Below are 23847 nucleotides of genomic sequence, written 5' to 3'. Positions count from 1 at the left end.
ATAAATACACACATGAGGTACACACAATATTTCTGTTTTTTACATTTTTCACTTTTGTTTGTTTTATTATTTTTCATCGGCCGGTTTGTTTTTAATACTTTTTCAAATAAAATGATCAAAAATAAAAAACAAAAGCAAATGTTTAGAAACGGGCGTGAAAACGGTTTTTTAAGAGTCGTTTGCCGATTCTTTGAAAACCGTTTTCAAAATCCCAATATGGTCGGTTGATGTTTAATTTGTGAGGTTTTCATCAATGGCTGAAAACATTTCTGAATGGGTCAGCAGTTTCAGTCAATGAGAAAATGAATAGGATTTATCCGAGAGGTTTTAAACACAGAGTTAAAAAGGTGAGGGAGGGGGAATTCCCCCACAAATTTAGCCCCGCTTTCACGATTGAATCGTGTCCTGTTTACAGGAAGTTGCTCATTTACAAAACATAGTTTTCAGTCTTAAAGACCGGAACTTCTGCTTTGTATTTGGTCATGCATTGGTCAACGAACTTGCTCTTCTCGGTCGGGAGTGTAGCAAGGTCTTTCTTGATGTCGTTGAGGGCATTGGTTTCGAACTTGGTCAGTTTCAACTTGCCGCCCTTGATACCTTCATCCAAAATCTTGCAGCATTCTTCAGCGGCTGCCTTCGATCTGAGGTAGGTGTCTTTTCCGTTCTTGGCAATGGCTTCTCCGACGCGGTAAGCGTTGTCGTAAGCGAGGACATAGCCTTGCGGGTCTCTGTATTTGTCGGAAAGGGTCAAAAGGTCACGGAGGATCTTTTGGTTTCCGGTCTTGATGGCGGTGTTCATGAGTGAACAGTCGTACGCAAGGGTTTCGACCCAAACTTGAACGGTTGTACCACCGAATTCGCCGTGGTATTCGACGGATTCGTTTGACCACATGTCACAGCACTGCATGGTTAAGTTACCCATGACGTCGGAGTGAGCACAAGTGGAGGATTTTCCTTCCTGGGTGATCGGGACACCGGCAATTGATTTAACAATTGTGTTTTCGTAACCGCAGTCTTTTCCGGGGCCGGTTGCGCCTGCTTCGTAGGCGGCAAGGGTTCTGGCAGCGGAAATACACCGGGCAACGATTGCGGTGGTGTGGGCCAGGTTTTTGTCAAGCAATCCGCCGGCAATGAACATGGCGGTGTTGGCTTCGGCACAGTCTGTGTCACCGGCTGCGACGACTTTTCTCTTTTTGGCGATATCGACAATGTTTTGCCAAACAAAGTCCATGTCGCTGGTTCCGAGGACGCCGATACCGAAGAGAACTCCGGCGATGTCGTCGCGGATGATCGCGTAGTCGAAGACTTCTTTTCCGCCCATGGATTCGACGGACAGAAGGTCGGCGCCTTGTGCGGCGCATTGGTCGAAGGCTTCAAGCATCACGTCATTCTTCTTTCCACGAAGTGCGAGGTAGTCGCGGTCTTCACGAATGTCACCGATGGTGTGTCTGAGTGCGCATTTCACACCGTATTCATCGTGGTATTCTTCCATGATGGTTTTTTGGGCGTGAGCAACAGCCGCTCCCCAGGACGGGTTGTTGGACATCTGTTGAACGTGCTCGGTTTCTAAACAGACGGCCGGCGCGCCGATTTGGACAATTCTGCCCATGGCGTCTTTGGTAATTCTTTCGTATTCTTTCACAAGTGCTTCTTTGGAAACACCGGCTTGGGGTCTTGGTGCATAGTTTAATTCAGGAATTGCGTATCCTGCACCGATTTCAAGTCCTAATCCCGCTTTGACCGGGAATTTGGCATGTCCGAAAACCATTTCGTCTGCATTGGTGTATGCCATTTTTGTGTATCTGTTGATTGCCATATTTTTGCCTCCTTAGTGGTAGTGGAACTCATCTCTCATTTTTTGGATGTTTGCACCGTTCTTCAAAATGTAGTTTGCAAATTTGGCTGCTTCCGATGCTTCTTCACCATACACACCGAGGCTGTAGCTTTCGACAAATTCCTGATTCACAGCGCCGCCACCGCAGGCGAACGGGATTTTTAATCCTTTTTCCACCATTTTGTCGTTCACTTCTTTGAACGCGTACATCGTGGTGGTCATGAGTGCGGTTCCGGTAACCATGACCGGTTTTGCTTTGGCGACCGCGGCAACGACTTCATCAACCGGCACATCACGGCCTAAGTCGACGACTTCAAATCCGTCGGCACGAAGGAGTGCAGCGACGATGTTTTTACCAATGTCATGAACATCGCCTTCAGCGACGTGGCAAACGACAGTTCCTTTGGATTTCGGAATTTCTTTGGTTTTGGATTTACAGTAGTCTATTCCTTCAAGCATGGCGTCAGCAGACATCATGACGTTTGGAAGGAAGATAATTCCCTGATCATAAAGCGCAGAGACAACGGCCATTCCCGGAAGAAGAGCTTCGTCGATGAGTTTGATCGGGCTCTTTCCGGCTTTTAAGCAAGCGTCGAGTGCGGCGATCACATCGTCTTCTTCGCCCTCGTAAATTGCTTTTGCGACGGCCTTGAAGAGCGCGTCTTTCGGATAAAGCTGTTCTGCCGCTTCGTCAGGTGTCATGGTTTTTTCCATGGCAACATTGTATCTGACAAGAATCGTTGCGATATCTTCTTTTTTAAAGTCTAACATTTTATTCCTCCGTTTCAGTACATATTTACAGAGAAAAGAAGCATCATAAAATAACCAAATATGTTAGATTCGTCGGTTTTTGTGATCCACAAACCGCATACACACACACAAAAACTGCTTATTGTTGAGGAAGCAGCTTTGATTGAAAGTTTGCATCTTTTTGAATCATTTAAAACCATTTTTCAACGTTTTTATTGGTATTCATTCTGCTGAAACTTCTAAATCTCTGCAACTCTAAAACCACAGATTGAAGAAAAAACCAAAAACATAATTGAATTCCCCCGATGGTTGTTTTCATTTTTCCGGGATGAAATTCGATTTGTTCATTGAGTAGTTTTTTCTACAATTCAATCATTCGGATTTAGGTATATACATTAACCGCATCTTTTTTTTTTGAAGCAAATCTTCTTTTTTTTTCGGTTTTGAAAAAAACTAAAACAATTAATCTTTATTATTGACCGCCAATATACGTTTTTGAAAAAAATATTTAAGAAATTATTTTTGGTATACCTTTTTTTAAACCCTGCAATAATGAAAATATCATCAAAAATTTTGATATTTTGGGCATATATTTCATCTTGATTCAACTATCAAATTTCAAAAAATTAAATATAAAATTTTAATTATATAAACATTAATTTAATTATGAATGAATATTAATTTAAATATTTATTTTCGATAAGACAAGTTTATATATTAATTTCTTTCTGCTTTTGATTTTAAATACGACTTTAACATTTTAAAAATACATATTAATATGATGTAAATACTAAAAAATGATAAAGCCATTATTTTATTATAGGCACAAAGTAACAAAAAATTAGTTTTCATGTTTTTTTTATTCAAATATTCAAAATATTAACAAAACAAAAAGCAAATAGAAAACAAAAAGCAAATAAAAAACAAAGAGGAAAATAAAAAACAAAGAGGAAAATAAAAGACAAAAAAACAGAAAACAAAAGAAAAACAAAAAATAAAGAAACAAAACGAAAACCCAAACAAAAAAGCCGTAAAATAAGACACAATTAATGAGAAAACAAAATAAAAGAAAAATTAAAAATGGGAAGCGGTTCCCATTTTTAGATATTTATTTGTTCAAATCAGAAGTCGGTCATGACTCTGAATTGGTCAATTTCCGGGTTTCCGATTTTGGCAATGAATTGTTCAGCCATTCCGCGAATATCTTTTGATCCCGTAATGGCGCGTCCGACCACTAAAATGTCGGCGCCGTCACTGAGAGCTTTTGGAATGTTTTCAAGTTTCACGCCGCCGGCGACTGCAATGAATGTTTTGGGCGAAATCTTTTTGATGGCGCTGATTTTTTCCCAATCCGGTTTGGTGTTTTCAATATCGATGCCGCGGTGAAGTTCCACAACGTCCGGGATAGCCTTTAAGGCAATTAATTTTTCAACGACGGAAACCGGGTCGGCGCAGTTCAATGTGTCGACAATTGCGTAAATTCCGGTCTTGTGCGCTTCTTCGATGACTTTTCGGATGGTTTCAATTGGGGCCAAAGCGGAAACGACGATGGCGTCTCCGGCAGCGTCGGCCACCATGCGCGCCTCCAAATTGCCGGTGTCAAGCGTTTTTAAATCGGCGACAATAAAGGCGTCCGGTCTTGCTTCTCGGATCTTTGAAATCACATCGGTTCCGAAACGCTTAATGAGCGGCGTTCCGGCTTCAATCAGCAGGTGGTCGTTTTGCGGCAATTGTTTGACAGCGGATAACACAAAGTCAAGGCTGGTCGTGTCAAACGCCACTTGTAAATAAGGCGGATTCCAAAGGCGGGAGACTTTGAATCCCATGATGGCGTGCGTGGATTTGTTGTTTTCCTCAAGCATTTTTTCCACGCTCGGGAAGCCTTCCAAAGCTCTTTTAAGCGCCAATTTGGTGGCACCGTAGTTGAAACGGTAAATTTTGTTATAATCTTCGGCGTCAGGCGCAATGAAAACACTGGCAATGACAACGACGTCGTTTGCGATTTCTTTCGGAACGATTCCTTCCTCAACGGCGTCCGCGATGGCTTTAGCAACGGCGGATTGTGCCGGGCCAAAGATTTTGGCGGTGTCGGTGCCTTTTTTCAGCGTTACTTTCGGAACAATCAAAGTGGACGGTTTTGTCGGCAGATTCGGACGAATGACTGACAGAAGCGGCGTGTGACCGGCAGACAGCTGGGTAAGGCCGGCAGCAAACGCTTGACCAACCGGTCCGTCTTTAGCGCCAATCATTAAGTCGACGTGGGCAACTTCCGGTCCGGTTCCGATTAAAGCTTCTCCGATTTCAAAGTAGGGTAATTTTGTGTCTTTTGGCATTTTTAAGATCTCCAAGTGACGCCGGCAGCATATTGTTTTTGATCATGCGCGCGTCTTTCGCAATAGGTGATGAATAGAGATGAATTTATAAATGATAAATAGGCGGTTTTTATACATTATATGTAGTATTTGTAGAATGTGGTTCTATGAACAATGTTCGGTGTAAATAATTTTTATAAATTGCAGCTCTTTAATGCCTTCTTTCTTCTGATTGTTTTTTTGATTATTTCTGCCTTATTCTTGTAACTGATGAATGGTTGAAAGTCCCCGGTAGTGATAAAACAAATCAACTCCCCAATTGATGGCGCTTTTGCTCCGGCTGACCAGGTCATGATTATAAAACAATCCGTCTTTCGTGAATAGGGACAGTGAAACAAATTTGTCGGTAATCAGGCAGGACGCCAAATTCATATCGGGCGCGATAAAAAAGCGGACATTGTCCAAGCGCATATACCGGTAATAGACTTCCGGATATTCGTTTTCGATCCGGTCCAACACTTCTTTGGATAAAATAAAAGAAACATTTGACCCTTTTTCGGCGATTGTTAAATAGTCTTTGATGTATGTTTTTCGAAAAACAGATGAAATCTCAATGATCGATTCGGCATCTTTTAAATCTTCGGAAACTTGCCGCGAACAATCGAAAATGTGAGCGCGGTCCGGGACATAGAGATGCACCTGCCCAAGCTCCCCGATTCTGTTCAACAAATGAGTGGGAAAGGCTTCCAAATCCACGTCGGTCCAATAATCCGAACAGCTGTCAAAAACCAAAAACATATCCAGGATGGAGATCATTTCCGGAACGATACTTTTTCCGAGTTCAGTTAACATGAAAACGTCGCTTTTTTCCGTAATCAAGTGATTTCGAGCCAAAATACGCATTTGAACCATAATCGGGCTTGATTTTGCATCCAAATGTTTTTTAATTTCTTCGATGGTTTTTGGACCCTGAAGTAAAAACAGTAAGATTTGGCGCCTTTTTTCCGATAAAAAAAGAGCGTCTGTGAGTGATTCTTCTTTCATCCAAAACCTCCTTGGTTCAATCTCATTTCGTCAAATCTCTTTTTTTCGGCCGGACCGGCTTTTTAAATATTCGAAAAATTCTTCTCCCCAAGCCACCGCACCGGGTTCACAACTGATTAAATAAGAATAATCCAAATTTCCGGATGTTGAATAAAAGAATAAAAGAAGAATTTTATCGGTGACCGTTACTTCCGCGATTTTGGTGTCGGCCGAACAAATGTAAAGCTCCGTGTTATCCCGCCGGAGCAAGTCGTTGATTTCGTTTCTGTATTTAGCAGCCATATCCACAATATAATTCGTCGTAATGACCGAAATCGGAGCGCCGGCCACCAGCCGTTCGTAATAGGCCGGCGCGTATTCCGGCGCGTAGTAGGTGATGAATGTTTTAATCGATTCAGCATTTTTGATGTGGTTGTTGATGATGGGATTGGGTTCGTAATATACAGAGCGGAGGTCGACGTTGATGATTTCAAAGTTGCCGATATCGCCGATTCTTTTCAAAAGTTTGTCGGGAATCGGACTCAGCTCATGCTCGCTCCAAAAACAAGAATCTTTGACGAGAACGGATAAATTTTTCACAAAAGGCGACACGTTTTCCGTAATAATTTTTCCAAGCATGGACAGCTTGTATTTTCCGTCTTCTTGGGTGACGAGTTTTCGGTCAATTAAAATTTTAATTTGAGGGAGAATGGAGACGGATGTTTCGTTGAGTTCCGATTTAATGTCGTCAAGGGTCATTATTTCATTTTTCAAAAGCAAAAGAAGAACCGCTTTTCTTTTTTCCGAAAAAAAGACTGTGTCAATTAACGAATTCATCTTTTCCCTTCCGTTGATAGAACTTGATTTTAAAATTTTAAAAAAATTTAAAATGGAACTAAACCGGTCTTCTGCAAATGATTTTTTTGTACATCATTTATATTTCAATAAAAATGTATCGAATTTTATTCATTGGAGCTTATACGGAATAGGTTTAAACGATTATTAAATTAACCTTTTTGTATTATTGATCAGAAGTTTGTCTTTTTTTATTTATTCATTTGTCATCTTTGTCATCTTTTTCATTATTTTTCATTATTTTTTATTTATTTTTATTTGTTTATTTGTTTACGTCATTGTTTTAATATGAGGCAGGTTTTAATAGGAATTGTTTCTAATAAAGATATTGCTTCGTCATCAAATTCTGACCGAATTGATGAAATCATGTCCTCTTGATTTTTGAACAGGCATTTATATAATTCATGGGGACGTAAATAATTTTAATTCCTTTGTAATTTAATCATGTGATGGACGTTAAAAGGAGTATCAAATTATGAGAACAGGAGTTGCCATAGATCTCGGGACAAGCGGTTTTCGTGCGCAGAAAGTGAATTTGGAAACCGGCGAAATTCGAAAAACCGTTGTCACCATGAGAAATCCCCTTCCGGGTGCAAATGTGATGGACCATATGGATTTTGCGATCAATTACGGGCTTGACAAAGCGCACCGACTGGTGATCAATGCGATTTTAGTGATTATTGATCATCTGGGTGTGGTCCCGAATGATTTAGAACGTTTGTCTGTTTGCGGAAACCCGATTCAATTGTCTCTTTTTCAGGGAATCCCCATCGACGATTTGGCTTATGCCGGCGAACGAAAGCGTGAGAAGCTTAATATTCAAGAGCAAAAACGTGAGTCTGTTATTTTGAAAAGCAGCCAGGTGGCAGGACTTGAAATTTTTCCGAATTGTTCCGTTATCATCCCGCCGGCCATAAAGCATGAAATCGGTGCCGACGCGCTTGCATTGATCGTCCATTCCGGTATGCTTAACAGCGACGAACTGGCGATCGCGACGGATTTTGGAACGAATGCGGAAATGGCGCTAAAGGCTAACAATGTGATCTATACAGGGTCGGCTGCCGCCGGTCCAGCGCTTGAAGGTCAGGAAATCAGTTGCGGTGCCCTGGCGTCTCCTTATGTCATTTGCGACGTCGGTTTTGAAGGGAACAATGTCCGTTGTTTTGTTTTGGACAAAGAAATGAAAACCATTAAGGGCGATTTGGTCAACCCGCAAGACGGCTCCGTCGTGGAGGAAGGACCGATTCGCGCCAAAGCCATTACAGGAACGGGTGTCATTTCTCTCTTGGAAGAAGGAATGAAAAACGGTATCATTAAGCTTCCAAAAATTCAGACGCCGGACGGCCTGATTCATTTGCAGGACGGCATTACATTTTCGGAACACGATGTCAAAGAAGCCGGAAACGCAATCGGCGCGCTTCGTGCCGGTCACATCACGCTCTGTAAAGCGGCCGGCGTCGAGATGGCGGATTTGAAAGTATCTCACATGTCGGGGGCGGCCGGTACGTATATGGATGCGAAAAAAGCGCAAAAAATCGGTATGAATCCCTACAACGCGGAGCGGATTACACAAATCGGTAACACGTCGCTTAAAATGGCGCGCGAAATTTTGCTGTCGGATGAGCGTCTCAAAGAACTTCAGCAAATTGCGACCAAAATTGTCGGGACGCACGTCATGTTTGCGACCGATCCGGCTTTTAAGGAAGCTTATATTTTGGAGTTGGCGTATTGGGGCGAAGGCATGGACTTTAAGATGCTAAAAAAGTTCCTCAAAAAGAAAGATTTGCCGCAAATTGATGAGCCGACAGGGGATCCGGTCGTTGATAAAATGGTGGAGCGCGACATTCCGGTATTCGGCGACGAAGGTTATGAGCTGATTAAGCAGACCGGAACGTACCTGTCCATGAAAATTGACAACTGTTCCGATTGCAAGGAAAGGATTCGGGAATGTCCGACGCACGCGATGAGTTTTAAGGACAATGTCGTCAGAATCCGCTCTGATTTGTGCGACGGTTCCAACTGTAAGAAATGCACGCGGTTTATGCCGAAGGAAGTTTTCAGCTGGAATCTGCTGACGGTGGAAGACGTGGTGCCGGGTGCGGAACCGGTTGAAGCTGAGGATTGAACAGACCAAAATTAAATATGGAAACCAAGCGTGGAGGCTGAACAGCTGGAAACAGCAGCTGGAAACAGCAGCTGGAAACAGCAGCTGGAAACAGCAGCTGGAAACAGCAGCTGGAAACAGCAGCTGGAAACAGCAGCTGGAAACAGCAGCTGGAAACAGCAGCTGGAAACAGCAGCTGGAAACAGCAGCTGGAAACAGCAGCTGGAAACAGCAGCTGGAAACAGCAGCTGGAAACAGCAGCTGGAAACAGCAGCTGGAAACAGCAGCTGGAAACAGCAACCGGAACCGCTTTGCGGTTCCGTTTTTCTTTAATGATTTCATCGTGTTACAATTTCATTAATCTCATCAGTTTCATCATCATTTCATCATAAAACGAGGCGGTATTTTGAAAATTATTGTTATCGGCGGATTTTTGGGAAGCGGGAAAACGACGACGGTTATTCAGCTTGGCACTTATTATTCATCCCTCGGTAAATCGGTGGGCATTATTGTCAACGAGGTCGGTGAGGTTGGAATTGATGGCGATGTCATTTCCCAATTTGGTCTTGAAACCAAAGAAATCACATCCGGCTGCATTTGTTGCAGTTTGAAAACGACGCTTCGGGCAACGCTTTTGTTGATGATTGAAAATTTCAATCCGGACATTGTGATTATTGAATCGACCGGTGTTGCTTATCCGGGTTTGATTCGGGATGAAATTGATTTGATGAATTTGCAGTCGGCTTATGAAATTGCGCCGCTTCTCACTCTTTTTGACGGCAGCCGGTTTAAACAAATTATGAAAGAAATCAAAAATTTCGCGTCCGGACAGCTTAAAGACGCCGAGGTGATCGCCGTCAGCAAATGCGATTTGGTGGATCCAACGATGCTTCCGGTGATTGAATCCGGTATTCAGCAAATGAATCCGAAAGCACAAATCATCCGGATTTCTTCCAAAGATGAAAAAAGTATGGAAAATTTGATTAGCCTCTTGGGAAGCAGCAAACCAAAAACAAATGATAAAAAGGAAATACCGTTGATCAGCGCAACCGGCGCTCTTTCTATGGCCGGCGGCACTCCGTCAGCCGGATCCATTGCAGATTCCGGTGTCGGGTCGTTTGCGACGGAATATATTTTCAAAAATCAAAAAACGGTTCAAAAATTAAGTGATTCTGATTGTGAAAATATTGTCAAAATAATTATGTCGGATATTCAAAAACAGGTTTTGGCGAAAAGCCCGAATTTTTTGGGACATATCAAGTTGTTTTTGGAAAACAACGGCAAAACGTTTAAAATCAATTTAACAACATCGGAAGAGGATCCACAGTTTGAAATCATTGAAGCGGAAGTGCCGGTTTCCAAATTGAAAATATTGTCGGCGGTGACGGGAATTGAATCTGCTGATTTGAAACAAATCGTTATTGGTTCAATTGATTTGGTTTTGGAGAAGTATGGAATTGAATACTGATTCGGTACCGGACGGCGTACGCGCGCATTACAGCAATGACTTTTGGCGAAGTTGCAAAAAACAGACGGCAATCATAAAAGTAAAAAATATGAATTGAAGCGAGGCTTCAATCCATCGTAAAAAGAGCGTTCATCGCGTTCACCAGCGCTTCCACCGACGCCATCACAATGTCGGCGTTGGCAGATTTTGCGGTGACGGTTCTTCCTTTTTCATTTTCAAGTGTAATCGTCACTTTGGCCAAGGAGTCTGAACCGCCGGAAATGGCTTCGATGTTGAAATCCTGAACTTTGAATTTGGTATCGCCGACGATTTTTTCAACGGCGCCAAGCGCGGCGTCCACCGGACCCACGCCGGTTCCGGCGGCAATCATTTCTTTTCCATTGATGTCCGCACGAATAACAGCCGTTGGCGTCACACGGTTTCCGGTCATCACCGACACCTCATTCAACTTAATGGATTCTTCAATACCGCGTTTTCCAAGAACAATGGACGCAACCACATAAAGATCAGCATCTGTCACTGTTTTTCCGCGGTCTCCGATTTCTTTGATTTTGGTCAATATCTCTTGAAGTTGTTCCTCAGTCGGAACGATGCCTGCGTTTTCCAAGTTTTTCAAAACGGCATGTTTTCCGGCGTGTTTTCCAAGAACGATTCTTCTCTTTTGCCCGACCATTTCAGGTGTCATGATGCCGGGTTCGAATGTCGCTGATTTTTCAAGAACGCCTTGCGTGTGAATACCGGATTCATGTGAGAAAGCGTTGTCGCCCACGATCGGGATGGTCGGCGGCATTTTAACGCCGGTGATTCTTTCAACCATTCGGGATGTTTCCGTCAGGTATTCGGTTTTGATGTTGGTTTTATAACCATAAATCGATGTGAGCGCCATCACGACTTCCGCCAAGGAAGCGTTTCCGGCCCGTTCTCCGATTCCGTTCACGGTGACTTGAACTTGGGAGGCGCCGGCTTCAACAGCGGTGATGCTGTTGGCGTTTGCAAGCCCGAAATCGTTGTGGCAGTGCATATCAAACCGCATGTCAACGCGTTCGCACAGGTCGCGGACCAGACGGTAGGTAGCGGTCGGAACCATCACGCCGACAGTATCCGGAATGTTGACAATATCGCATCCGGCATTTTTGACAGCTTTGGAAATTTGAACCAAGTAGTCAAAATCCGTACGGGTCGCGTCCATCGGCGAAAACATACATTTAAAACCATGGCTTTTGATGTATTCAACGACGTCAACAGCAGAATTCAGTGTTTCTTCACGCGTTTTTCGGATCGTGTGCTCTCTTTGGATATCAGATGTCGGGATAAATGCGTGAATCAAATCCACGTCACAATCAATGCATGCGTCAATATCTTTTTTGACGGAACGTGCGAGACCGCAAATATCAGAAGAGAGACCAAGACCGGCAATTTTTTTCACGGCTTCCTTATCTCCCGGAGAAGATATCGGAAAACCCGCTTCAATCGCGTCGACGCCCAGTTTATCCAGTTGACGGGCGATTTCTATTTTTTTTTCAACCGGAATCGTGACCCCGGGGGTTTGTTCTCCGTCCCGAAGTGTTGTATCAAAAATCGTTACTGTTTTGTTTTTCCGTTCAGGTGTGTAAAAAACAACACCCCATGTTTTCTTGGTTGATCATAATAATCAAAATCTAAAATTAAGTTTTGGTATTTATAATTAGGGGTGAAGTTTTTTATTATTAAGGTATATTATTTTTAATATTTTGAACACCAAGTTATATCTGTGTTCTTATCGTGATCTTATACGAATTATGTTTTTTTGTTGTTTTAGTTTTGTCAATATTGATTTTGGGGGGCTTTATAATGGCGGGTGACGACCCATACAGTAGTAAATACGGGTATAAAAAACAACTAGAAGAAGAAGCAAAGAAAAATAAAGCAGACGAAATAAAACGAGAGGAACTGGGATTTCAAGAATGGAAAATTAAAAATCCAAATGGTATAATTGAAGATTTTAGAAGATGGAGTGCAGAAGAAAATAAAAAACGTAACGATGAAAATAAAAAACGTAACGAAGAAAATAGAAAAAAACGTAACGAAGAAAATAGAAAAAAACGTGCAGAAGAAAATAAAAAGTGCAAAGAAGAAAACAAAAAACGTGCAGAAGAAAATAAAAAGTGCAAAGAAGAAAACAAAAAACATGCAGAAGAAAATAAAAAACGTAACGATGAAAATAAAAAACGATGCGAGGAGTTGGAATTTCAAGAATGGAAAATTAAAAATCCAAATGGTATAATTGAAGATTTTAGAAGATGGAGTGCAGAAGAAAATAAAAAACGTAACGAAGAAAATAAAAAACGTAACGAAGAAAATAGAAAAAAGCGTGCAGAAAATAGAAAAAAGCGTGCAGAAGAAAATAAAAAACGTAACGAAAAAAATAAAAAACGTAACGAAAAAAATAGAAAAAAACGTTCAGAAGATAGAAAGTTTCAAGAATGGGAAATTAAAAATCCAAATGGCACAATTGAAGATTTTAGAAGATGGAGTGCAGAAAAAGATAAAAAACGTGATGAAAATAGCCTAAAACGTTCAGAAGATAGAAAAAAACGTGCAGAAGATGAAAGAAAACGAAAGGAGATAGGCTTTAACAGGGCAGAATCTCAAAATGAAATGTCATGAACTCGGGGTACAATATCGGTTTCTTTGGAAAATCCGGGTGGTATATATAATTCAAATATTAAATAAACAAAACATCATCTCTTTGATAGAATGTTGTATTTTATCATTTCCGTAGATGCTGCTTTCATTTGTATTTTATGCCGGAGTTAGTAAGATTATTAGAGGGGGGAGCCATTTCTTGGCGAACGCTAATGATAGACGAAGTGTCAATATCGCTCGCCATGAGTATTATTTTTGTTTTTATTTTTAATTATATTTTTTCATTGTTATCGGGTTTATGTCCATTTATCGAAATCAGGACATGGCTGAGTTTTTGGAATTAATTAATTAATTTCATGCACGACGAATCATTCTTTTTTTTTAAAAATGGAAATAATTGAATTCAGCAAAATCCTTATATATTCCCAGTGATGTAGTAGGATTCCTTCTCATCATGCGATGAAAAGTGCTTGTTACAATGTCTTATGGTATTGTTTCAAGTTAAAAAATTACGATTATTCAATTATTAATGAGGTCCGGAGTTTTTTCCTGACTGATATGTGACCTGATGTTTCGGTAAACTCTGACGGTGTTTTTTACAATCTTAACCAAGTTTAAGGTAAACCAAAAAACACTTTTAAAAGAGTGTATTGAAACATTAAAACCAAATGTGATGCAAGCGAATGCAATATTAGAGATTGGTAGTTTTTCCAAGTTTTTGAATTTTAGAACTAAGATTTAGAGATTTGTGTAAGCGCTTTATTCTTTGATTGTAATTCCTTGGCCATATAGATTTGAGTTTTAACTTTCCAAAATTAAAAAAAGATAAAAGTTGTGCAGGCAACAGTAAAATGTTGCGCATGTAATTCCGGTTGATTCTGCCGGAGGTTACTGCTATCGGTGTTTGCCTAAGCCATGCGAGTCAAATGTTCTTCGTGAACATGGCGTAATGCTCAGTAACACGTGGATAACCTGCCCTCAGATCCGGCATAACCTCGGGAAACTGAGGATAATTCCGGATAATTCTCTTCTGCTGGAATTGCTTAGAGAGTGAAAGAATTTCGTCTGAGGATGGGTCTGCGGCCTATCAGGTTGTAGCGGGTGTAAGGTACCCGCTAGCCGACAACGGGTACGGGTTGTGAGAGCAAGAGCCCGGAGATGGATTCTGAGACATGAATCCAGGCCCTACGGGGCGCAGCAGGCGCGAAAACTTTACAATGCAGGAAACTGTGATAAGGAGACACCGAGTGCTCGCATCAAATGCGGGCTGTCCGCTTACTTAAGTCGTAAGCGTTAGCAAGGGCCGGGCAAGACCGGTGCCAGCCGCCGCGGTAATACCGGTGGCCCGAGTGGTAGCCGCTTTTATTGGGTCTAAAGGGTCCGTAGCCGGACCGGGAAGTCCGTTGGGAAATCCGGATGCTCAACATCCGGGCTGTCAGCGGATACTTCCGGTCTTGGGATCGGGGGAGGTAAGGGGTACTACAGGGGTAGGAGTGAAATCTTGTAATCCTTGTGGGACCACCTGTGGCGAAGGCGCCTTACCAAAACGAGTCCGACGGTGAGGGACGAAAGCTGGGGGCACGAACCGGATTAGATACCCGGGTAGTCCCAGCCGTAAACGATGCTCGCTAGGTGTCAGGCATGGCGTGACTATGTCTGGTGCCGAAGGGAAGCCGTGAAGCGAGCCACCTGGGAAGTACGGCCGCAAGGCTGAAACTTAAAGAAATTGGCGGGGGAGCACAACAACGGGTGGAGCCTGCGGTTTAATTGGACTCAACGCCGGAAAACTCACCAGGGGAGACAGCAATATGTAGGTCAAGCTGAAGACTTTACCTGAATCGCTGAGAGGAGGTGCATGGTCGTCGCCAGTTCGTACTGTGAAGCATCCTGTTAAGTCAGGCAACGAGCGAGACCCGTGCCCACAGTTACCAGCAATATCTTCGGATAGTTGGGGACTCTGTGGGGACCGCCGGTGCTAAACCGGAGGAAGGTGCGGGCTACGGTAGATCAGTATGCCCCGAATCCCTTGGGCTACACGCGGGCTACAATGGACGGGACAATGGGTCACTACCCCGAAAGGGGATGTTAATCTCATAAACCCGTTCTAAGTTCGGATCGAGGGTTGAAACCCACCCTCGTGAAGCTGGAATCCGTAGTAATCGCGTTTCAACATAGCGCGGTGAATACGTCCCTGCTCCTTGCACACACCGCCCGTCAAACCACCCGAGTGAGGTATGGGTGAGGGTATGGACAAAGTGCCGTATTCGAACCTGAATTTTGCAAGGGGGGTTAAGTCGTAACAAGGTAGCCGTAGGGGAATCTGCGGCTGGATCACCTCCTAAGAAAAAATCACCGTCAGATGCCGAAAAAACATCAGGTCACAAATAAAATATAAAAACAAAAACAGCAGATAACAAAAAAGTCTGCCAAAAGCAGCGGGCGCAAACCCCCAAAACGGGAATAAACCCGTTTTCAACAACAGGGGCTTGTAGATCAGCTGGAAGATCGCTCCCTTTGCAAGGGAGAGGCCTGGGGTTCAAATCCCCACAAGTCCATCGGAAAACTGTTCTTAAAAACAGTTTGAGGTTCGATTCCTCAAAGGATATTTCAATGCACTCCGTGAATTTTCGCGGGGGAAGGACGGATTAAACCTGAACAGCCATTCGGGTTTGCGTGAAGTCATGTAGAGGATTGAGACAAAAAAACAAATTCGACGACAGTGCGGAAATTTGGATATGCTGCCAAAACCGCATGAATTTGTTTAAACGTTTTCATAACCAACCAGAGAATATGAAAACAACTTTTGGTTATATCAGACGCTAACTGAAGAAACGGTTTGTGCTGGTATAACGCCAACAGGTGGATGGCTCGGCTCAAGGGCTGATGAAGGACGTGCCAAGCTGCGAAAAGCTCAGGGTAGGCGCAAGGAGCCGATGAACCTGAGATCTCCGAATGGGAATCTTGACGCGAAAGCGTCGATCAGTCATGATCAGGAACGCCCCGAATTGAAACATCTTAGTAGGGGCAGGAAGAGAAATCAAATGAGATGCCGTTAGTAAAGGCGATTGAACACGGCAGAGTTCAAACTGAATCCGCTTTAGGAATAAGGCGGAGATGTGGTTTATGGACGGCTATATTTTTCCGGCATTATCAAACCAAACTTGCCTGAAACGGCAGACCATAGAGTGTGATAGTCACGTCGGTGAACATAAAAGGAAAAAGGCCTGATCCGGAGTAGCGTGGGTCGGAAATCTCGCGCGAATAAGGGGAACACCAATCTCCAAAACTAAATACCTCTTGAGTCCGATAGCGAATTAGTAGGGTGACCGAACGCTGAAAAGTACCCCGAGAAGGGAGGTAAAAAGTGCCTGAAACCTGTTGGTTATGGAACGATACGGCGCGAAAGGATCTTTTTCGCGAAGGAAAAAGCCGCGAGGCTTGTGTACGAGCGAAACTGCCGGCGTCGTATCCTACGTTTTGAAGAACGGGCCAGGGAGTTTATCTTGGTGGCGAAGGCTAATTAATCGTTTAAGAAGCCAAAGCGAAAGCAACAAGTGCGCAACCGCAAGGTGAGGCACGGCGTATACAAGTGCGCGGAGTCACCGGGATAAGACCCGAAGCCGGGCGATCTAGGCGTGGACAGGTTGAAGCGTAGCGAAAGCCGCGTGGAGGACCGCAAGTGGTATTGATCTGCAAATCATTCACGTGATCCACGTCTCGGAGTGAAATGCTAATCTAGCCCGGCATCCGCTGGTTCCCTCCGAAACATGTCGCAGCATGACCTGGCTTGAGGTCGTTGGTGGAGTAGAGCACTGATTGGGGAATCCGGGGAAGAAATTCTTCGCTCCCCTGTCAAACTCCAAACCCACCCACACCAAAGACGGCCGGAGTCCGCACTGCTGGGGTAAGCTTGTAGTGCGTAAGGGAGACAACCCTGCCCATGGTTAAGGTCCCCAAGTGTCGGCTCAGTGTAAACACTAAAGGGCGTCCCAAGCCCAAAACAGCTGGAAGGTTAGCTTAGAAGCAGCTACCCTTTAAAGAGTTCGTAACAGATCACCAGTCGAGGTTTGGGGCCCCGAAAATTGACGGGGCTTAAGCCGACCACCGATACCATGGAGTACCGTATAAGGTAATCTTGTAGGAGGGCGTTGCGTTCGGGCAGAAGCAGGGCCGTGAGGTCCTGTGGACCGTGCGCAAACGAAAATCCTGGTAATAGTAGCAGCATAGTCAAGTGAAAATCTTGACCGCCGAAGGGGCCAGGTTTCCTCGGCAATGATCATCAGCCGAGGGTTAGTCGGTCCTAAGGTGCACCGTAACACGAGTGCATCGAATTGGGAAACAGGTTAATATTCCTGTACCGTTGACAAAAAATCCTGACGCTTAAGGGAAGACCGGGCGGCGCTGTCGCGCCGTTTAAGCATTGAAACGAATGGAGAGCCGTCATGGCGAGAAGTTCGAGAATGTGTGATGACGAAAGCCGGTTGCACCCATGAGCCCGTGAAAAGGGTGTCAAACGTCCGTACCAAGATCCGACACAGGTGCCCCTAGCTGAAAAGGCTAAGGCGTGACGGAGTAATTCAGTTTAGGGAATTCGGCAAATTAGCTCCGTAACTTCGGGAGAAGGAGTGCCTGCTGTGAAGACAGCAGGTCGCAGTGACCAGGGAGCTCCAACTGTCTAATATCAACATAGGAGATCGCAAATCCGTAAGGATGAGTACGATCTCTGAATCCTGCTCAGTGCAGGTACCTCAACCTCCGGTTCAACGGAACGAAGGGCCTGTAAACAGCGGGGGTAACTATGACCCTCTTAAGGTAGCGTAGTACCTTGTCGCTTAATTGGCGACTTGCATGAATGGATCAATGAGAGCTCTACTGTCCCAAACTGGAATCCGGTGAAGCTTACTTTCATGTGCACAGTCATGAGACTTCCGGGGGGAAGTGAAGACCCCATGGAGCTTTACTGCAGCCTGTCGCTGAATTGTGATTTCGAATGTACAGTGTAGGTAGGAGGCGTCGAAGCGGGTGCGCCAGCATCCGTGGAGCCGAAAGTGGGACACTACCCTTTTGGAATTACGATTCTAACTCTCAACCGAGAGGACCCCGATAGGTGGGCAGTTTGCCTGGGGCGGGACGCCCTTGAAAAGATATCAAGGGTGCGCAATGGTTGACTCAAGTGGGTCGGAAACTCACTGAAGAGTGCAAGAGCATAAGTCAGCCTGACGTTATTCCGCACAACAAGGGATGACGAGACGAAAGTCGGTTCTAGCGAACTTTTGAGCCCGCTTGGTGCGGGCCAAAAACTACAGAAAAGTTACCCTGGGGATAATTGTGTCGTTGCCGGCAAGAGTACATATCGACCCGGCAGCTTGCTACTTCGATGTCGGTTCTTTCCATCCTGGCCGTGCAGCAGCGGCCAAGGGTGAGGTTGTTCGCCTATTAAAGGAGATCGTGAGCTGGGTTTAGACCGTCGTGAGACAGGTTGGTTACTATCTACCGGAAGTGCCCGATGTCTGAGGGTAAGTTGCTTTTAGTACGAGAGGAACAGAGCAACGGCGCCTCTGGTCTACCTGTTGTCTGACAAGGCAACGCAGGGCAGCTACGCGCAAATGAATAAGAGCTGAACGCATCTAAGCTCGAAATCAAACTCAAAAAGAGACATCAATAAGGACACTCATAAAAGATGAGGTCAATAGAAACGGGATGTAAGCATCAAGGCAACGAGGTGTTAAGTCCGCGTTCACTAATTGTCCGTTCCATCACAAACACGTTTCTTCGGGCGATATCTGAATATAACCAAAAGAAAAAAAATCTAAGCGAAATATAAAATATTTCTCTTAAAAAAAATCTCAATCCACCCTACATGCCAAAACAAATTTAAACAAAAAATCCGTTCCTACATCCAACTTAAAGCAAAGGTCTTTGGCGGCCATAGCGGCGGGGAAACTCCTGTACCCATACCGAACACAGAAGATAAGCCAGCCGGCGTTCTTTACGGTACTGAAGTGTGCGAGCCTTCGGGAAATACTGATCGCTGCCAAAGGCCTTTCTTTATATATTCACAAACATCCAACATTTTTTATGAATTATATATCTGCTATTACTTTTTTCAGTAATACTATTCTTTTTGAATCTAAAAGTTCATTTTCTGTTTTGACCGTGTTTCGTCTGAACCCGCGGTTTCATTTTTCTGTCCGGCTGCAACATATGAGAACTGCACAGCTTCTATTTTTTAGAGCGGGCAGGCGTATGAATGAAGGTCAGGGGCGTTTCTATCTGATGGGTACATGCAAGGTGGCGGGGCGGTTTCTATCTGGCAGTTTCATGCAAGAGTGTGGGGCGGTTTCTGTTTTTTCGAGTGAGGCGGGCGTATGCGGACAATAGAACGGGTTGGATTTTAACAACGTATTTTTGAAAAAACCCGGGGTATTTTATTTCAAACAGATAATTTATATTTTTCAAAATGAATTGTCTGTCATTTTACACTTTCACTTCTGTTTATCAATGAGGTATTCATATTCTGAATGGTTGTGGCATTATGGATTTGACAATGAAAGAACGTTTTATTCGCTCCGTAAAAATGGAACCGGTGGATAAGGTTCCGGTTTTGAGCATCACCCAAACGGGAACTGTGGACCTGATGAATTTGTCCAAAGCATTTTGGCCAAAGGCCCACTACAATCCGGAAGAAATGGCGGCATTGGCTGTTGCCGGCCATACGTTTGTCGGCTTTGAAGCAGTCCGCTATCCGTTCAGTTTACTCGAACTTCCGGAAGCTTTCGGATGCACAATGTCTGAAGGAACTTTTGATTCGCAGCCGCATCAGCTTGATTTTCCGGTCAAGAAGAAGGAAGATGTTTCCAAGTTGAATCTCCCTGATCTTTCCAAATGCAGAGGCGTCTCCGTTGTTTTGGAAGCCACTCGTTTAATCCAAAAAAGACTTGATGGCGGAAATGATGATATTCCGCTCATTGCCGGCGCTCTTGGTCCGGCGGCGTTGGCGTCTTGTGTTTGCGGCGTTCATAACTATTTGCGCTGGTGCATTCAAGAACCGGATCTTCTTTCCGAACTGATGGTTTTGTGCGCCGGTGTTTGTGCCGAATATACGAATATGCTTTACGATGCCGATGTTGACGGCGTTTTATTGGTTGATTCGGAAGCGGGCCCGGATCTTTTTCCGCCGCCACTGTTTGAATCGATGGTTCTTCCGGTTTATAAAAATTTGACTCAAAAAATTCGGGGGCTTTCGCTTCTTCACATGTGTGGAGACGCGACCGCCATTCTTGAGCCGATGGCAAAATCGGGATTTCAGGGCATCAGCATTGAAGAAAAAACGAATATGGCTGACGCGTCAAAATTGATTGGAAACCAAGTATGTCTCATCGGCAACGTTTCGCCGGCGCGCACACTTCTTTTGGGAACGCCGGACACTGTCAAAAAAGAAGCAAAGCAATGTCTTGCGGACGGGACAAGGATGTTGTCGCCAGGGTGCGGTATTGCGCCGAGAACGCCGCTTGAAAATTTAAAAGCGTTCGTGGCAGCCAGAGATGAGTATTATTTAGAACATTAATTACTTCTTAAAACCATATCCGTAATCCGGCTCCACACGTTTCCCGTTCCGGTTTCCAATTCTTTCATGAACAAACCGAGATTTTCGGTTGAATCATAAGGTGGTCCGCGGATGAGTTCCCCGCCAACGATCCGGTAGGTTAGAGATGGCCCGAACGGTTCAAAATGAGGGGCTTCATCAACGGATGTCATCTTTTCCGTCTCATTGAGTTGCAAAAACAGAAGAACTTGTTCTCCCGGAACAAAATTGTAGCAACTGTCGCCGGTCATGCACCAATCGTCCACTTCTCCGCCATAGGTGGCAATCAAAATTTCCTGGTGGCTCATGTTGTATTTTTCAAACAAATCGGGATTGTCTTTCAAATAATAATCCACGGAAATGAGGGTTTCCGTCACGATATATCCGTTTACGATTGATACGGTATTCGGCTCGTTGCCGTCAGCTGTATTCCAACGGCTCGGGTAAACTTCTTCGACCGTTCCGACGATGACGATATCAGATAAACTTTTACATTCAGCAATCGATAAATTAGAATCCAACCCGTCAAAATCCGGTTCGTTTTCTGTTAAAAAAGAAGTGTTGTGAGAACGCCACATTTCTTTGTAATAGGCTTGTTCAGCTTCCGTTAAAGCGCGGCGTTCGGTTGGATTTGACGGATTATTTGACGCGTTTGTTTCATGGGTCATAACAGCAACTGCTATACAAGCCGCCAATATTATTGCGGTAAAGGCAATCAAAATACTGAACTGAAAGACAGTAATTCTTTTCATAAATGAAGCCATTTTACTATTTTGAATACAATATAAATCATATATATTTAATTCTATTTATTATTATAAAATGAACAGAGTTAAAATATTATAATTATATTGTATTATCTGATGAACATATTTTTAAATCGGCAAAATATGCCGTTTGTCCATTTATTTTCATTTAAATGAAGCCCATATATCTTTTATATTCAGGATAATCCAATCGAAAATCGGTTGTTTTTTGGCGCCTTCATTTTGGTCGGCGGTATTGCCGGAGCCCGGGTTGTTGCCGGAATTGGCTGTTGTGTTGGTGCTTTCATTGTGATTATTTTCCGAGGTTTCCATTGACGCGCCTGCATTTGTTTTTGGATAAAGTGCCCGGACACCGGCAATGTCATCCGACTTAAGTTTTCTGAGAGCGATTGTATCCGAGCCGCTCGGAACCATAATTGTTTCAGAGGTGGAAATTTTTGTGTTGTGGTCAAGGCCGAGAACATGTCCGAATTCATGCGTTGCGACGCCTTGAACATCCGGGCCGGTTCGGCTTCCGTTGGTTGTCCATTCGGTGGTGTTGATGTTAAAAATAATTTCCACGTATTTGTAACGAAGAGGCACGTCGGAAGAATTGTAAGCCGGCGGAGTGACATTTGCGTTAGACGGGTTTGGCGGCATTGAAATCCAGACCAAACCGATTTTATTGGCGTAACCGGCCGGCATTTGAGTCAAATAAACATTGTTCCCATTTTCACCGTTTGAAAAATGAACGGCGGACCCGGCTTCATTCCATGTTTCTTGAGCGGCGTTCAGCGGTTCGACCCATTCCGGCGGAATGGCTCCTTCTCCTTCCAGCGTATAAGTCAGCGTAATATTAGAGTCTTCCCATTTCCAATCCATTGCTTGATAAGCATTTACAGGCGAAGCTGTTGCCATCAAAAACATAAAGCAAAAGAGAAATATTTTTTTGAATCTCATTTTAAGTCTCATTTTTTGTGTTGGTTTGGTAATGAGAATGTTGATAGGGGAATGTTGGTAATGAGAATGTTGATAGGGAAATGTTGATAGGGAAATGTTGATAGGGAAATGTTGATAGTGGAAATGTTGATAGTGGGAATGTTGATAGGGAATGTTAGTAGTGGGAATGTTCTATATTTATTTATATATATTTAAATCTATTTATAATTAGTTCTAATTTAAATAATTTATTTAATGTTAAAATATTGTAAAAATAGAAATAGACCATTATAAAAAAGCCAAAGGAAGAACAAAATGAGATATTTTTAATTTATGTTTAGGGAATGTTAGTAGTTTCAGATGTAAAAAAGAAAAAAAGGAAAAGCGACTTTAATTCGCTTTTTCTTTCTTCAAACTGAGTTTCTTTCCCTTTTTGTAGTAGTTGAAGTAATAAAACACACCGCCGGCAATGATAATGACAATGACCGCAAGGACAATGCCGATGACAAGCGGAGAGATTCCCTCTTCCTCTGCGATTTGAACTTCAATCATGAGCGAATCCGTAATTTGCTGGTGACCGTAATTGTCGTTGTACAAAATTTCGCTGTTAATGGCATACAATTTGTTGTAAATAACCGAATCTTTGTCAACACTCATTTTGAATGACGCTACGGCCGTCTCTCCCGGATTCACGGTTCCGAGGTAAGATTGGTCGTCGGTCGTACTGAACGGCGTTGCGGTGTTGAGGCGGACAAAGGCGTCTTTGGCGGGGATTTCGCCGACGTTTTTGTACGTCACCTTCAAAGCGCCGCCGCTTCCGGCTCTCATATTGTTTTCAACGCTGACGATTTCAAATTTTGTGTCTTCTTTGACATTAATCTTAATTGGAATGGACTGGGTTACATTTTCATCATACCAGTAAGATGCGTTTAAGTTGCGGACACGGCTCAAGTTTCCGGTTCCATCGTCAACCGCATCGGCGCTGTAAATGACATTTCTGAGATGTTTGTACGTCACATTCAACGTCAGGTTGTATTCTCCGGCCGGAACATCTTTTCCGATTTCAACAGTGTAACGCATCGGCTGCATGGTGGTCTGTCCGGTCGGTAAACTTCCGGCTTCCTGCGGTCCGGTTTTAATCAGAATATCCGGATTTGAGGATTCAAGTGTCGCGACCATGCCGACAGCGGTCAGAACGCCGGCGACGTTTTCGACTTCCATTTGTTGAAGGGTCGCATTGAGTTGTTGGTCAATCGTGTTTCCGGAACTTTTGACCTCCACTTCGGTTTTAAATCCCTGAAGAACACCCTGGTTTGAAAGAACCAAAGAAAGGGTAGATGTTTGTCCGCGGTTGAGCTGCCCGTTTCCCTGAACACTTGCGTGAATGTCAGGCGCTCCATAGAATGAATAATAGTTTTTATCCAAATCTCCGTAATACGATTGGTTGGCAGGCGCGCAAATCGCGACGGAAAGCGTTGCCGATAGAAGCAGAACCAATAACAACGCCATATTTAAGCATTTAGAAGATGTTTTAAACATTTTGTTTGACATAAGATCACATTTCGAATTGTTTTTTGTTTATTTTTATTGTTAATTTTATTTTATT

At 43.6% G+C, this 23847-nt stretch carries 13 protein-coding genes, 1 tRNA gene, 3 rRNA genes and 1 pseudogene; 9 read left to right on the top strand and 9 right to left on the bottom strand.

Going from position 1 to position 23847, the window contains the following annotated elements:
* Window positions 1-427: 427 nt before the first annotated feature.
* The 5 genes from mtaB to MsAc7_RS06010 all read right to left on the bottom strand — a co-directional run bounded on the left by mtaB (window position 428) and on the right by MsAc7_RS06010 (window position 6756).
* A complete protein-coding gene (gene mtaB / locus MsAc7_RS06030; protein ID WP_338102021.1) occupies window positions 428-1816 on the bottom strand; it encodes a methanol--corrinoid protein co-methyltransferase MtaB in 1389 nt (462 codons plus the stop codon).
* Window positions 1817-1828: 12 nt separating this feature from the next.
* Window positions 1829-2605, bottom strand: a complete 777-nt coding sequence (mtaC, locus tag MsAc7_RS06025) for a methanol--corrinoid protein MtaC (protein WP_338102020.1) — start codon at window positions 2603-2605, stop codon at window positions 1829-1831.
* Between the two features lie 1100 nt (window positions 2606-3705).
* A complete protein-coding gene (locus tag MsAc7_RS06020; RefSeq protein ID WP_338102019.1) occupies window positions 3706-4917 on the bottom strand; it encodes a bifunctional 5,6,7,8-tetrahydromethanopterin hydro-lyase/3-hexulose-6-phosphate synthase in 1212 nt (403 codons plus the stop codon).
* Window positions 4918-5151: 234 nt separating this feature from the next.
* Window positions 5152-5940, bottom strand: a complete 789-nt coding sequence (locus MsAc7_RS06015; RefSeq protein ID WP_338102018.1) for a helix-turn-helix transcriptional regulator — start codon at window positions 5938-5940, stop codon at window positions 5152-5154.
* A 30-nt stretch (window positions 5941-5970) separates the two neighbouring features.
* Complete coding sequence (locus MsAc7_RS06010; protein ID WP_338102017.1) at window positions 5971-6756, bottom strand: helix-turn-helix transcriptional regulator; 786 nt, start codon at window positions 6754-6756, stop codon at window positions 5971-5973.
* A 493-nt stretch (window positions 6757-7249) separates the two neighbouring features.
* Between MsAc7_RS06010 and MsAc7_RS06005 the strand changes: the two genes are divergently transcribed.
* From MsAc7_RS06005 to MsAc7_RS05995, 3 genes are all read left to right on the top strand, one after another.
* On the top strand, window positions 7250-8899 hold the full coding sequence (locus MsAc7_RS06005; RefSeq protein WP_338102016.1) for a methylamine methyltransferase corrinoid protein reductive activase: 1650 nt from the start codon (window positions 7250-7252) through the stop codon (window positions 8897-8899).
* A 30-nt stretch (window positions 8900-8929) separates the two neighbouring features.
* Entirely contained in the window at window positions 8930-9211 is a 282-nt protein-coding gene (locus tag MsAc7_RS06000; protein ID WP_338102015.1) for a hypothetical protein, read from the top strand.
* Window positions 9212-9284: 73 nt separating this feature from the next.
* Window positions 9285-10346, top strand: a complete 1062-nt coding sequence (locus MsAc7_RS05995; protein ID WP_338102014.1) for a GTP-binding protein — start codon at window positions 9285-9287, stop codon at window positions 10344-10346.
* Window positions 10347-10452: 106 nt separating this feature from the next.
* On the opposite strand, the pseudogene MsAc7_RS05990 reads toward MsAc7_RS05995, so the two are convergent.
* A pseudogene (locus tag MsAc7_RS05990) lies at window positions 10453-11934 on the bottom strand (2-isopropylmalate synthase); the annotation flags it as partial.
* A 242-nt stretch (window positions 11935-12176) separates the two neighbouring features.
* On the opposite strand from MsAc7_RS05990, the gene MsAc7_RS05985 reads away from it, so the two are divergent.
* From MsAc7_RS05985 to mtaA, 6 genes are all read left to right on the top strand, one after another.
* A complete protein-coding gene (locus MsAc7_RS05985) occupies window positions 12177-12992 on the top strand; it encodes a hypothetical protein (protein ID WP_338102013.1) in 816 nt (271 codons plus the stop codon).
* An 844-nt stretch (window positions 12993-13836) separates the two neighbouring features.
* Window positions 13837-15311: ribosomal RNA gene (locus MsAc7_RS05980) — 16S ribosomal RNA — on the top strand.
* A 142-nt stretch (window positions 15312-15453) separates the two neighbouring features.
* Window positions 15454-15526: transfer RNA gene (locus tag MsAc7_RS05975), tRNA-Ala, on the top strand.
* Between the two features lie 280 nt (window positions 15527-15806).
* Window positions 15807-18734, top strand: a 23S ribosomal RNA gene (locus MsAc7_RS05970).
* Window positions 18735-18889: 155 nt separating this feature from the next.
* A 5S ribosomal RNA gene (gene rrf / locus MsAc7_RS05965) occupies window positions 18890-19011 on the top strand.
* The 16S, 23S and 5S rRNA genes sit together here with 1 tRNA gene alongside, the layout of an rRNA operon.
* Before the next feature lie 495 nt (window positions 19012-19506).
* Window positions 19507-20538 carry a methylcobamide:CoM methyltransferase MtaA gene (mtaA, locus tag MsAc7_RS05960; protein WP_338102012.1) on the top strand — a complete coding sequence of 344 codons (1032 nt, stop codon included), beginning with the start codon at window positions 19507-19509 and terminating at the stop codon, window positions 20536-20538.
* Here the strand turns inward: mtaA and MsAc7_RS05955 are convergent.
* The 3 genes from MsAc7_RS05955 to MsAc7_RS05945 form a co-directional block, all read right to left on the bottom strand.
* The gene (locus MsAc7_RS05955) at window positions 20535-21224 is read right to left on the bottom strand and encodes a hypothetical protein (RefSeq protein ID WP_338102011.1); all 690 of its coding nucleotides are present in this window, start codon (window positions 21222-21224) and stop codon (window positions 20535-20537) included. The genes mtaA and MsAc7_RS05955 overlap by 4 nt on opposite strands.
* 243 nt (window positions 21225-21467) lie before the next feature.
* The gene (locus tag MsAc7_RS05950) at window positions 21468-22220 is read right to left on the bottom strand and encodes a matrixin family metalloprotease (RefSeq protein ID WP_338102010.1); all 753 of its coding nucleotides are present in this window, start codon (window positions 22218-22220) and stop codon (window positions 21468-21470) included.
* Between the two features lie 411 nt (window positions 22221-22631).
* A complete protein-coding gene (locus MsAc7_RS05945; protein ID WP_338102009.1) occupies window positions 22632-23750 on the bottom strand; it encodes a COG1361 S-layer family protein in 1119 nt (372 codons plus the stop codon).
* Window positions 23751-23847 lie beyond the last annotated feature (97 nt).

The sequence above is a fragment of the Methanolapillus millepedarum genome (genome assembly GCF_032594115.1).
GTDB classification, from domain to species: domain Archaea; phylum Halobacteriota; class Methanosarcinia; order Methanosarcinales; family Methanosarcinaceae; genus Methanolapillus; species Methanolapillus millepedarum.
Note: the sequence above shows the minus strand (reverse complement) of the source record. Positions and strands in the feature narration are given on the sequence as shown.

What these genes read in the sequence shown, in the direction of transcription:
- MsAc7_RS05950 (WP_338102010.1), bottom strand. Translation starts at nt 22,220, where the DNA reads ATGGCAACAGCTTCGCCTGTAAATGCTTATCAAGCAATGGATTGGAAA.
- MsAc7_RS06020 (WP_338102019.1), bottom strand. Translation starts at nt 4,917, where the DNA reads ATGCCAAAAGACACAAAATTACCCTACTTTGAAATCGGAGAAGCTTTA.
- MsAc7_RS05945 (WP_338102009.1), bottom strand. Translation starts at nt 23,750, where the DNA reads ATGGCGTTGTTATTGGTTCTGCTTCTATCGGCAACGCTTTCCGTCGCG.
- mtaA (WP_338102012.1), top strand. Translation starts at nt 19,507, where the DNA reads ATGGATTTGACAATGAAAGAACGTTTTATTCGCTCCGTAAAAATGGAA.
- MsAc7_RS06005 (WP_338102016.1), top strand. Translation starts at nt 7,250, where the DNA reads ATGAGAACAGGAGTTGCCATAGATCTCGGGACAAGCGGTTTTCGTGCG.
- mtaB (WP_338102021.1), bottom strand. Translation starts at nt 1,816, where the DNA reads ATGGCAATCAACAGATACACAAAAATGGCATACACCAATGCAGACGAA.
- MsAc7_RS05985 (WP_338102013.1), top strand. Translation starts at nt 12,177, where the DNA reads ATGGCGGGTGACGACCCATACAGTAGTAAATACGGGTATAAAAAACAA.
- MsAc7_RS06010 (WP_338102017.1), bottom strand. Translation starts at nt 6,756, where the DNA reads ATGAATTCGTTAATTGACACAGTCTTTTTTTCGGAAAAAAGAAAAGCG.
- MsAc7_RS05955 (WP_338102011.1), bottom strand. Translation starts at nt 21,224, where the DNA reads ATGACCCATGAAACAAACGCGTCAAATAATCCGTCAAATCCAACCGAA.
- MsAc7_RS06015 (WP_338102018.1), bottom strand. Translation starts at nt 5,940, where the DNA reads ATGAAAGAAGAATCACTCACAGACGCTCTTTTTTTATCGGAAAAAAGG.
- mtaC (WP_338102020.1), bottom strand. Translation starts at nt 2,605, where the DNA reads ATGTTAGACTTTAAAAAAGAAGATATCGCAACGATTCTTGTCAGATAC.